Consider the following 12,144-nt stretch of genomic DNA (forward strand, 5'->3'; position numbering starts at 1 on the left):
GTTAACTATGTCTATATTGAACTCCGTATTGCGGCGTCAGCCCGATCTGACCTCCTCTGCATTTCTGGTCATTGCTTTCCTGACCGGTATTGCCGTGGCATTGCAATTCCCAACGTTGAGCCTGTTCCTTTCGACCGAAGTAAAAGTAAACCCGCTGATGGTGGGGCTCTACTACACGGGTGTAGTGGTCAACTAATATTGGCCACCGCATTAGACTGTATGTAGAACAGTCGCTCAGATTCGTTTGGAGTTAAGCCGCCGTTATACCAGTGAGGCCGGATAGCGCTGTAATACCCCGTGATGTAGCGGATAATCGCGTCCTGGGCTTCGCTGAAGCTGTTGTAACCCTTTGTCGGCACCCATTCTGTCTTCAGGCTGCGGAAGAACCGCTCCATTGGCGCATTATCCCAGCAGTTACCCCGCCGACTCATACTCTGCTTTATCCGGCAGCGCCACAGGGCTTGCCGGTATTGACGGCTGGTATAGTGGCTGCCCTGGTCGCTGTGGAACATGACTCCTGTTGGTTGTCCCCGGAGTTCCCAGGCCATCTGCAACGCTTTAACTGTCAGCGCCGAGTCCGGCGACGTCGACATGGCCCAGCCCACCGGTTTGCGGGCGAACAGGTCTAGCACCACCGCAAGGTAAGCCCAGCATTTGCCCGTCCAGATGTAGGTCACATCGCCGCACCAGACCTGATCCGGCGCGGTAACCGCGAACTGGCGGTTGAGATAGTTCGGTATTTCAACGTCTTCATTGCCGCCGCGTTTGTATTTGTGAGCCGGTCGCTGGCAGCTGGCGATACCCAGCTCCTTCATCAGCTTGCCAGCCAGCGCCCCATTTTGACACCAGAGCTGCCGGTGACGATGGTCGCGATACTTCGAGCGCCGGCAGAGCCGCCGCTGGCGTTCCAGGCTTCCATGACGCGACTACACTTAACCACGCGCTCACCGTCGGGTTCATTAGCGGAAGCCTGCCAGTGCCTGTAGCTGCTGCGATGTACCTCAAAAGTTTGGCACAACGCCGTGACCGGGTATCGCGCCCTCAGCCTGTCGACTACCGTGAACCGTTGAGTGAGTCCGACATTAAGAGCGCCGTAGCCTTTTTTAGGATTTCGTTCTCCATTTCAAGGTATTGGACTTTTTTCTTCATCTCACGCAGCTCGAGCTGTTCAGGGGTAAGAGGAAGTCCCGTTGGCGTTTTTCCCTGTCGTTCAAGGCGAAGCTTATTGACCCAGCGACTAATGGCAGAATGGCTGACATTAACCGCCTCTGCGGCCTTAACGTATGTGTAGCCGTGGTCGACAACCAGCTTTGCGGCTTCGAGCTTAAATTCCGCCGTAAAATGTTTACCCATGAGGTCACCTGTCGTGTTGATGAGGTGAGCATATCACCTCCGATCAGGTGGCCAGTATCAGTGTGCCACTACACGTTTTACTGGCAGATCGACGATTTACTTAACCATAAGTTTTTTGCATCATTAAACTAGTACAATAACTTTACTTTGGAGCTGCAATGTCAGCCGACGTTTTTCCGCTTTCTCGTTCGCGCTCTGCCTTTGGCGGAGCCATGATCATTGCTGGCACTGCCGTAGGTGCAGGAATGTTTTCGATTCCGATCGTTACCGCCGGTGTCTGGTTTAGTGGCTCGGTGCTGTTGCTGGTTGCCACTTGGTTTTGCATGTTTGCCTCCGGACTGATGATCCTGGAAAGCAACCTGCACTACCCCGCCGGTGCCAACTTCCATACCATGGTGAAAGATCTGCTCGGGAAACACTGGAATACCCTGAACGGTCTGTCCGTGGCCTTTGTACTTTATATTTTAACCTATGCTTATATCTCAGCGGGTGGTTCAATCATCACGCACACGCTGGCAGATGTTTTTCCCATAGGGCACGCTACATCAGGGTTAATATTTTCTCTACTGGTTGCCTTTATTGTCTGGCTCTCCACGCGCGCCGTGGATCGGCTAACCACTCTTCTGATTGGCGGTATGGTGATTACTTTTGTGCTGTCAGTGAGCGACCTGCTCACTCAGGTCAACCACTCTCGTCTGTTGATGAGCGCGTCCGCGGATGCGCACTACTTTCCCTATGCACTGGCAGCGTTACCCTACCTGTTGGCCTCTTTTGGCTACCATGGCAATGTGCCCGGTTTGGTGAAGTACTATCACAAAGACGGGCGCACAGTGGCGCGCAGCCTGTTCTACGGCACCTTACTTTCACTGGCAATCTATTTACTGTGGCAGTATGTAATTCAAGGCAACATTCCACGTGAAGGATTTAAAGCCGTGGTCGCCGAGGGCGGCAACATCGGCAATTTACTTCAGCACATGGGCAACGCTGCGCAAAGTGCCTATCTAATCCCCTTGTTGAACGCCTTTTCTTATATGGCACTGGCCAGTTCGTTCCTCGGCGTATCCCTGGGACTGTTTGATTATATTCAAGACTCTTTTTCACTGGCAGATACACCACGAGGTCGAACACAGGCAGCCAGCATTACCTTTATTCCGCCAACGCTTGCCGCCTTGCTGTATCCGGATGGTTTTCTGCATGCCATCGGTTTCGCCGGGCTGGCGGCGACGCTGTGGGCAGTTATTATTCCCGCCTGTATGGTGGTCGCCGCCCGCAAGCGCTTTGCTCCTGATAGCACGACCTATCGTGCACCAGGTGGAATGTGGCTGGTGGTTCTCGTTCTGGCGTTTGGCGCCATTAACATCGTGGCGCACCTGCTTACACTATTGGGCGCTCTGCCGGTGTACGCCTGACCGACCTGCTATAAAATAGAACGACAGCGATGAATGCGCGAGAGGATGATAAAATGCCGCTTGCCTGAATTCAGCGGCGCGAGTAACGTGTCGCCACAAAAATGTCTTTTTCTTTATAACAGGGTTTTTTCATGGCAAGAGCGAACGAAATCAAACGTGGCATGGTGATCAATTACGGTGGCAAGCTGCTGTTGGTAAAGGATGTCGACATCCAAAGCCCCAGCGCTCGCGGTGCCAGCACGTTGTACAAAATGCGCTTCTCCGATGTACGTACCGGCCTGAAGGTTGAGGAACGTTTCAAGGGTGACGACATTCTCGATACCATCACCCTGACACGCCGTTTTGTCACTTTCTCCTATGTGGACGGTGATGAGTACGTCTTTATGGATGATGAAGATTATACGCAGTATATCTTCAAAAAAGAGCAAATTGAAGATGAACTGCTGTTTATACCGGAAGGCGGGATGCCGGGCATTCAGGTGCTGACCTGGGATGGACAAATCCTGGCGCTGGAACTGCCGCAAACGGTAGATTTGGAAATTGTAGAGACCGCACCAGGCATCAAAGGGGCTTCAGCCAGCGCCCGCAACAAACCGGCGACCATGAGCACCGGTCTGGTGGTTCAGGTGCCAGAATACCTGAGCGCAGGTGAAAACATTCGTATTCATATCGCCGAGCGTCGCTATATGGGCCGCGCCGACTAAGTCTCTCTCGCGCAGGTCATTGACTGACGCGCCTCTCGCCTCCCCCGTTTAATCGTATTTCCGGAGTCTGATGTGTTGACCAAAGTAAACCTGATCACTGGCTTTCTTGGCAGCGGCAAAACCACCACCATTCGCCACCTGCTGACACAAAAACCCGAAGATGAAGTGTGGGCGGTACTGGTCAATGAATTTGGTGAAATTGGCATCGACGGTGCGTTGTTGTCTGACAGCTGCGCTGTATTGAAAGAGATCCCCGGCGGTTGCATGTGCTGCGTGAACGGTCTGCCGATGCAGATTGGCCTGAATATGCTGCTGCAACAAAAGAAACCGCACCGCCTACTGATCGAACCGACCGGCTTAGGACATCCAAAGCAGATTCTTTCGTTGCTCACCGCTGAAAGTTATCAACCCTGGATCAGTTTGCAGGCATCACTTTGCCAGTTAGATGCACGGCAGTTACAGGACGCACGTTATAGTGAAAACGAAAACTTTCGCGATCAGTTAGCCGCGGCAGACATTATCGTTGCCAACAAGCAAGATACCTACAGCACAGACGACATCGCCGCGCTACAGCGTTGGCAGCAGGCCGAAGCAAGCGATCGCTCTATAGTGAGCGCCGCACAGGGTGAAATCGATGTGTCACTGCTTGATGAGCCACGCCGCAATACGCGCGAACTTCCTGATGGCGCGCACCATCATTCCCATGCTTCAGAACGTGGATTGGCCGCATTGCGCCTGCCAGGCGGCGAAGCCTGGCGCCGTGCACTCAATGAAGGGCAAGGTTACTTTGCCTGTGGCTGGATTTTCTCCCCAGAAACGCAGTTTTCCACGGCCGCACTGTTGGATTGGGTGCGGTCGACGCCGGTCGACCGCATTAAAAGGAGTGATGCGCATTCCCGAAGGTACATTGATTATCAATCGGCAGGGATTGGACCTGCATATTGAAACCAAACCGCTTCCCCCGCTAGACAGCCGAATTGAGTTAATTCACACCGCATCGGCACCGTGGAATCAGTTCCAAAGCCAGCTGTTGATTTCTCGTTTAAGTTTGCAGGAATGGGATAAAATTTTTTTCTTAATATTTTGATCTTGTTGCATGTCACAACGTCAGTTTTTCGCCATTCTACTGCTCAACGCAGCAGGTGTGGCGCTGTTCTTTTCCTGGTATCTTCCCGCTAATCACGGATTCTGGTTTACCCTCGACAGCGCCATCTTCTTCTACTTTAACCAGCACCTGGCAACCAGTTCGTTGCTGCTGTATATGGTCGCTATCACCAACAACCGCGCTTTCGATGCCTGTGCGCTCCTGGCGATGGGGTTACTTTATTTTTACCATTACCAGCGCGGGGATAGCACTGAACGCCAGCGTTTACTGATCATAGGTGTGGTCATGCTGATTACCGCCGTGGTGCTGAATCAGTTGGGCCACTTGCTGCCAGTACAGCACGCCAGCCCAACCTATTACTTTAGTGATATCAATCGGGTTGGCGAACTGACCGGCTGGCCGACTAAAGATGCCTCCCGCGACAGCTTCCCTGGCGACCATGGGATGATGCTGATGATTTACTCCGCTTTTATGCTGCGCTATTTTCCGCGCCGTTCATTTTTGATCTCATTGGTCATCGTGGTTGTTTTTACCGCACCGCGTGTCATGATCGGTGCCCACTGGTTTACAGACATCGCGGTGGGTTCCCTGTCTGTGGTTTTGGTGGCACTAAGCTGGTGGCTGATCTCGCCGGCCAGCGATGCAATGATTAATTTTTTGCATCGTTCATTACCAGCACGTTACCGTCGCTAAAACCCCCTCTTTAACGCACCGTCCCCCAACTACACCGGCATTCTGGCCTCAAGCGCCTGGATGCCGGGCTGCCATCTGGATGTCATCTGTTTGCGTTATGGTTACCGCGTTTTTTTAGGATAACTCCCATCCGCAAATTTACGATTTATTACATCATTAATTCTTATAAAGAATTTCCATAAAAAGGCTCGCAATCGCCGGAGCGTTAGGGTAGTCTCGGTAAAGTTTGAGTTTTACAGAACGCGGTTATTCTTGGAATGGAAGAAATTATGTGCGATTCCACACATTTTCATCCTCAAGTGGTTGGTCCAGGTAAAACTCTGTTTTAGTCTGACTCTCGTTTCGGCGTTTATATATGGCGTAGTTGCATACATGACGATGGTGGTCGTTAAGGAAATCAAGGGAACATAACGATAATGGTCAAATCTCAACCGAGCCTGAGATATATCTGGCGGGCAATTCCCGCGTTGGCGATGGCACTTGCGCTATCTGCCTGTACAAATACAGGATCTCATCAAGCACAAACTGATCGTTCTGCAATAAATGATAAAGACAGTCTTTTATTGCAGGCTTCTCAGGACGAATTTGAAGCCATGGTGCGTAACCTGGACATCAAATCCAAACTGATGGATCAATATGCCAGTTGGAAAGGTGTACGTTATCGTTTAGGCGGTGACAGCCGCAAAGGTATTGATTGTTCTGCCTTTGTTCAACGTACCTTCCGTGAACAATTTGGCATGGAACTCCCACGTTCGACTTATGAACAGCAAGAATCAGGCATTCAGGTTCAGCGCGGCAAACTTCGCCCCGGCGATTTGGTGCTGTTCCGGGCTGGTTCCACCGGTCGTCACGTTGGCATCTACATTGGTAATAACCAGTTTGTTCATGCCTCCACCCGTGCGGGTGTGATGATCTCCAGCATGGACGATGCCTACTGGAACAAACGTTATCAGGAAGGTCGCCGCATTTTCAGCAAAGGTGGCACCAGTTAACGGTATGACCAGTTAGTCACATTTCCCTTGATGTGCAAAACGAAACGAAAACAGAGAGCTGCTTAATCAGCGGCGTTTTTTTTATCATGATGAGGCATACACCAACCGCCGCGCTCCAGGCTGAACGTAACGCTTGATGAAAAGCTGTTCAACTCTCTGATATGAAGTAGGTTACGCGTAATTTTCATGGTAAAAAGGGACGGGCTGACCTATTACCCATAGGCGGCAACATCGGTTTGACCTATATTCAAGTGATCCAAATGAAAATCACTGCAACTTTGGTCTGATGCCAGATCATTGCACGGCTTTGCAGGAGAAACACAGCGCAATGCTAAAACGTGTGGCCACCCTGGCTTTGCTCGGTTCTCTTTGTTGGGGAGCCCTTGCCGACACCATCCAACAGAACACCTCGTTCGCCTTGTTGGGAGAGCCTAAATATCCCGAGGGATTCACGCATTTTGGTTACGTCAATCCTGACGCGCCCAAAGGGGGGTGCATCACGCTCAGCGCTCTGGGAACGTATGATAACTTCAACCGTTTTGCGTTACGCGGCGTGGCGGCTGAGCGTACCGAACGCCTGTACGATACGCTGTTTACTTCATCTGATGATGAGCCTGGTAGCTTTTACCCGCTGATTGCAATGCATGCACGCCATGCTGACGATTTTCGTTGGATGGAAGTGGAACTGAACCCCAAAGCCACGTATCACGACGGCTCACCGATTTTAGCCTCTGATGTGGCCTTCACCTTCACTATGTTTATGACGCAAGGGGTTCCACAGTTCCGCGTGGTGTACAAAGGCGTCACGGTGACCGCTATCGCGCCGCGCACCGTGCGGCTGGAAATGCCTGAGCCGGATAAAGAACGGCTGCTGGGACTGCTGACATTGCCCGTTATGCCTGAAAGTTTCTGGAAAAATCACAGTCTTGCCGATCCGTTGTCCTATCCCCCACCTGCCAGTGGCCCCTACCGCATCACCTCCTACCGCACCGGCCAATATGTGACCTACAAACGGGTACAAGACTATTGGGGTGCCGATCTGCCGGTGAATCGCGGTTTGAATAATTTCGACCAAATCCGTTACGACTACTATCTGGATGACAGTGTCGCGCTGGAAGCATTTAAAGCGGGCGCTTTCGATCTGCGTGTCGAAGAATCACCCAAGCTCTGGGCAACGCAGTATCAGGGCGGTAACTTCGCTCGGGGTTATATCGTCAAGCGCGATCGGACGAATCAAGCGGCGCAGGATACCCGCTGGCTGGTGTTCAATATTGAGCGTCCGCTGTTTCAGGATCGCCGCATCCGACAAGCCATTGGGCTTAATTTTGATTTTAACTGGATGAACAAGGCTTTCTATTACAACGCTTATCAGCGCGTTAACAGCCTGTTCCAAAACACAGAATATGCCGCGCAAGGTACTCCCAGCCCAGAGGAATTAAAATGGCTGGAACCGCTCAGGGACAAAATACCGCCTGAAGTCTTTGGCCCCAGCTTTCAACCACCAGAGAGTGATGGCAGCGGCTACGATCGCGCCCATTGGCAACAAGCCTTACAGTTGCTTGAGGATGCGGGCTGGGAATTGAAAAACCAGAAGTTGGTCAACCGCAAAACCGGACAACCGTTTACCTTCGAATTATTGCTCCCCAGCGCTGCCAACGTGCAGTACGTACTGCCGTTCCAGCAAAATCTCAAACGTTTGGGCATCGACATGAAGCTGCGCCTGATTGACAGCGGGCAGTTCATCAATCGTCTGCGTGCCCGGGATTTTGATATGCTCGCCCGCCTTTACCCGGCAAGAATTTATCCGGATGGCAACCTGAAATTTGGCTGGCATACCAAATACCTCGACTCAACCTATAACACGGCGGGCGTGAGCGATCCGGCCATTGATGCACTTATTGAGCAAATCGATGCGCATCAAGGCAATAAGGCGGAATTGCTGGTATTAGGCCGCGCGCTGGATCGGGTGGTGACCTGGAATCAATTTATGATCCCCATGTGGTATTCCAATCACGATCGCTACGCTTACTGGGATAAATTCGCCATGCCAGCAACCCGACCGGCCTATACGTTAGGGGTGGATAGCTGGTGGTACGATGCACAGCGGGCGCAGTCATTGCCGCCCGAACGCCGTTAAGGAGCCATGGTGGGAACCTATTTACTACGCCGACTTTTGCTGGTGATCCCCACGCTGTGGGCCATTATTACCATTAACTTTTTTATTGTACAGATAGCCCCAGGTGGACCGGTTGATCAGGCCATTGCCGCCATCGAAATGGGTAAGGGCAGCGGGTTTGGTGCCGGTGGCGGCATGGATGGGGCGATGGCGCGCAGCGGCGGTGGCACGCTGACCGTGGAAAATGCCTACCGTGGCGCTCGCGGGCTGGACCCAGAGGTGATTGAGGAAATCACCAAACGTTACGGGTTTGATAAGCCGATTCACGAGCGCTATTTCACTCTGCTGTGGAACTATGCCCGATTGGATTTTGGCGATAGCCTGTTTCGCGACTCCTCGGTGATGGAGCTTATCAAGCAGAGTATGCCGGTTTCTATCACGCTGGGATTATGGAGCACGCTGATCATTTATCTGGTCTCAATCCCGCTTGGCATCAAAAAGGCGGTCAAGAACGGTACACCGTTTGATACCTGGAGTAGTACCCTGATTATTGTCGGCTACGCTATCCCGGCGTTCTTGTTTGCCATCTTGCTGATTGTGCTGTTTGCCGGCGGCAGCTATCTGGACTGGTTCCCTCTGCGCGGACTGGTATCGAGTAATTTCGACACCCTGCCCTGGTACAGTAAAATCACCGATTACCTGTGGCACATCACGCTGCCCGTACTGGCAACGGTGATTGGCGGCTTTGCTACTCTGACCATGCTGACCAAAAACTCGTTTATGGACGAGATTCGCAAGCAATATGTGGTCACCGCACGTGCCAAAGGGCTGGACGAAAACAGCATTCTGTACCGCCATGTTTTCCGCAACGCCATGCTGCTGGTGATTGCCGGGTTCCCGGCGACCTTTATCAGCATGTTTTTCACCGGTTCGCTGCTGATTGAAGTGATGTTCTCACTCAACGGGCTGGGTCTGCTGGGTTATGATGCCACACTGCAACGCGACTACCCGGTGATGTTTGGTACGCTCTACATCTTCACGTTAATTGGTCTGCTGCTGAATATTGTCAGCGATATGACCTATACGCTGGTCGATCCGCGCATTGATTTTGAGGGACGCCAATGAGCCGAATCAGCCCAATAAATTTGGCGCGCTGGGCCCGTTTCCGCGCCAATCGCCGTGGCTACTGGTCACTGTGGATCTTTCTGGTGTTGTTTACCCTCAGCCTGTTCGCCGAACTGCTGGCCAATGACAAACCGCTGCTGGTGCGCTATGACAACCGTTTCTATACGCCATTGCTGGTGAATTACCCTGAAACCACCTTCGGCGGCCAGTTTGCCACCACCACGGATTTTCGCGATCCCTACGTGGCGGCGCGTATCGCGCAACATGGCTGGAGTATCTGGCCGCCGATCCGTTATCGCTACGATACCATTAACTATGCCACTACCCAGTCATTCCCCTCCCCGCCTTCCGGACTGAATTGGCTCGGCACAGACAGTCAGGGAAAAGATGTGGTAGCGCAAGTGCTGTACGGCTTTCGCATTTCCCTGCTGTTTGGGCTTTCACTGACCTTGTTCTCCAGCCTGATTGGCATTGTGGTTGGCGCAACGCAGGGTTACTACGGTGGCAGGCTCGATTTGTGGGGGCAGCGCTTTATCGAAGTTTGGTCGGGCATGCCGACCCTGTTCCTGATTATCTTGTTGTCCAGTGTTATCCAACCTGATTTCTGGTGGCTGCTGGGCATCACTATCCTGTTTGGTTGGATGAGCTTGGTGAGCGTGGTACGCGCCGAATTCCTGCGAACCCGTAATTTCGGCTACATTCGCGCGGCGCAGGCCATGGGGGTAAGCGATCGGGTAATCATGATGCGCAGTATGCTGCCTAACGCCATGGTCGCGACGTTAACGTTTCTGCCCTTTATTTTGTGCAGCTCAATCACTACCCTGACATCGCTCGATTTTCTGGGGTTTGGACTTCCAGTCGGCTCGCCGTCACTGGGGGCACTGCTGCTGGAGGGCAAGAACAATCTTCAGGCTCCCTGGCTCGGCATTACCGTATTTCTGGTGTTGGCAACCCTGTTGTCGTTACTGATTTTTATTGGCGAAGCGGTGCGCGACGCTTTTGATCCTAGCAAGGCACATTGATATGACCCCAACTCCGCTGTTACAGATTCAGGCTCTCAGCATCGCGTTTCACCAGGGTGAGCAGCTGCATCAAGTAGTGGATTCAGTATCCTTCAACGTCGAGCGCGGTGAAACGCTGGCGCTGGTGGGTGAATCCGGCTCGGGCAAGAGTGTCACTGCGCTGTCGGTGCTGCGTCTGCTGCCTTCTCCACCGGTTATCTATCCTCAAGGGGATATCCTGTTTGACGGCGAATCGCTGCTGCATGCGCCAGAAACACGGTTACGCGAACTGCGCGGCAACCGTATCGCCATGATCTTCCAGGAACCTATGGTGTCACTGAACCCGCTGCACAGCATTGAAAAGCAATTGATGGAAGTGTTGACGTTGCACCGTGCAATGACACGAGACGTTGCGCGCAGTGAAGTGCTTACCTGTTTGGACCGCGTTGGCATACGGCAGGCACAGACGCGCCTGAAAGACTTTCCTCATCAACTGTCGGGCGGTGAACGCCAGCGGGTGATGATCGCGATGGCCCTGCTGATGCAGCCAGATTTGCTGATTGCTGATGAGCCAACTACCGCGCTGGATGTCACCGTACAGGCACAAATCCTCACCTTGTTGCGTGAACTGAAACACGAGTTGGGTATGAGCCTGCTGTTCATCACGCATAACCTGAATATCGTCAAGCAACTGGCAGACAAGGTTGCCGTAATGCAGGGTGGGCGCTGCGTAGAACAAAATCGTTGCCGCGACCTCTTCGCCGCGCCGCAGCACAGCTACACACGACAGTTGCTGGATGCCGAACCCTCCGGTTCCGCGCTGCCTCTGCCGGATGATACGCCGACGCTGCTACGCGTAGAAAAACTCTCGATTTCATTTCCCATCAAGCGTGGCCTATTGCGCCGTACAGTGGCAGAAAAAACCGTCATCAATGGGTTGAATTTCACCTTACGTCGTGGCGAAAGTCTGGGACTGGTGGGGGAATCCGGTTCAGGGAAAAGTACTACAGGACTGGCATTGTTACGGCTCATCGCTTCACGCGGTAACATTGTTTTTGATGAACAACCGCTGCATCAATTTAATCGCCGTCAAATGTTACCACTGCGTAGCCAGATCCAGGTGGTGTTTCAGGATCCCAATTCGTCGTTGAATCCACGGCGCACCGCGCTGCAAATTATCGAAGAAGGGCTGGAAATGCACCAGAAGATGAGTGCCTCCGATCGAGAACAGCGGGTTATTGAGGTGATGCGCGAAGTCGGCCTTAATCCAGAATTTCGTCACCGCTACCCGTCTGAATTCTCCGGTGGCCAGCGGCAGCGTATTGCTATCGCCAGGGCGCTAGTGCTCGAACCCGCACTACTGATCCTTGACGAACCCACCTCGTCACTGGACAGAACCGTACAGACGCAGATTCTGACATTATTGAAAACCTTGCAGCAAAAACGCCAACTGGCTTATCTGTTCATTAGCCATGACCTACAGGTGGTGCGTGCGCTGTGCCATCAGGTTATCGTGCTGCGTCAAGGTGAGGTGGTAGAACAAGGGCGTTGTGAACAAGTTTTTTCCGCGCCTCAGAGCGCCTATACACAAGAACTGCTGCGTATGGCCACCCTATAGAGGCACACGCGCCATGTCATGGCAGAAG

At 52.6% G+C, this 12,144-nt stretch carries 8 protein-coding genes and 3 pseudogenes; 10 read left to right on the forward strand and 1 reads right to left on the reverse strand.

Going from position 1 to position 12,144, the window contains the following annotated elements:
- Positions 1–7: 7 nt before the first annotated feature.
- Positions 8–190: pseudogene (locus ACWWJF_RS25580) on the forward strand (MFS transporter); the annotation flags it as partial.
- Here the strand turns inward: ACWWJF_RS25580 and ACWWJF_RS25585 are convergent.
- Positions 189–1,353: pseudogene (locus tag ACWWJF_RS25585) on the reverse strand (IS3 family transposase). The pseudogenes ACWWJF_RS25580 and ACWWJF_RS25585 sit on opposite strands and share 2 nt — an antisense overlap.
- Before the next feature lie 158 nt (positions 1,354–1,511).
- On the opposite strand from ACWWJF_RS25585, the gene mtr reads away from it, so the two are divergent.
- From mtr to yejF, 9 genes and pseudogenes are all read left to right on the forward strand, one after another.
- A complete protein-coding gene (gene mtr / locus ACWWJF_RS25590) occupies positions 1,512–2,762 on the forward strand; it encodes a tryptophan permease (protein ID WP_455871295.1) in 1,251 nt (416 codons plus the stop codon).
- A 131-nt stretch (positions 2,763–2,893) separates the two neighbouring features.
- On the forward strand, positions 2,894–3,466 hold the full coding sequence (yeiP, locus tag ACWWJF_RS25595; RefSeq protein ID WP_455871296.1) for an elongation factor P-like protein YeiP: 573 nt from the start codon (positions 2,894–2,896) through the stop codon (positions 3,464–3,466).
- A 75-nt stretch (positions 3,467–3,541) separates the two neighbouring features.
- Positions 3,542–4,553, forward strand: a pseudogene (locus tag ACWWJF_RS25600) (CobW family GTP-binding protein).
- 9 nt (positions 4,554–4,562) lie between these two features.
- Entirely contained in the window at positions 4,563–5,264 is a 702-nt protein-coding gene (locus ACWWJF_RS25605; protein ID WP_455871297.1) for a phosphatase PAP2 family protein, read from the forward strand.
- Positions 5,265–5,680: 416 nt separating this feature from the next.
- Positions 5,681–6,256 carry a bifunctional murein DD-endopeptidase/murein LD-carboxypeptidase gene (gene mepS / locus ACWWJF_RS25610; protein ID WP_455871298.1) on the forward strand — a complete coding sequence of 192 codons (576 nt, stop codon included), beginning with the start codon at positions 5,681–5,683 and terminating at the stop codon, positions 6,254–6,256.
- A gap of 328 nt (positions 6,257–6,584) precedes the next feature.
- Positions 6,585–8,393, forward strand: coding sequence for an extracellular solute-binding protein (locus ACWWJF_RS25615; RefSeq protein WP_455871471.1), 1,809 nt, complete (start codon positions 6,585–6,587; stop codon positions 8,391–8,393).
- Between the two features lie 9 nt (positions 8,394–8,402).
- On the forward strand, positions 8,403–9,497 hold the full coding sequence (locus ACWWJF_RS25620; protein ID WP_455871472.1) for a microcin C ABC transporter permease YejB: 1,095 nt from the start codon (positions 8,403–8,405) through the stop codon (positions 9,495–9,497).
- Positions 9,494–10,519 (forward strand): ABC transporter permease, encoded by a 1,026-nt coding sequence (locus ACWWJF_RS25625; RefSeq protein WP_455871299.1) that lies wholly within the window; start codon positions 9,494–9,496, stop codon positions 10,517–10,519. The genes ACWWJF_RS25620 and ACWWJF_RS25625 overlap by 4 nt, the downstream gene beginning before the upstream one ends.
- Before the next feature lies 1 nt (position 10,520).
- The gene (yejF, locus tag ACWWJF_RS25630) at positions 10,521–12,116 is read left to right on the forward strand and encodes a microcin C ABC transporter ATP-binding protein YejF (RefSeq protein WP_455871300.1); all 1,596 of its coding nucleotides are present in this window, start codon (positions 10,521–10,523) and stop codon (positions 12,114–12,116) included.
- Positions 12,117–12,144: the final 28 nt, after the last annotated feature.

The organism is Symbiopectobacterium sp. Eva_TO, from assembly GCF_053848865.1.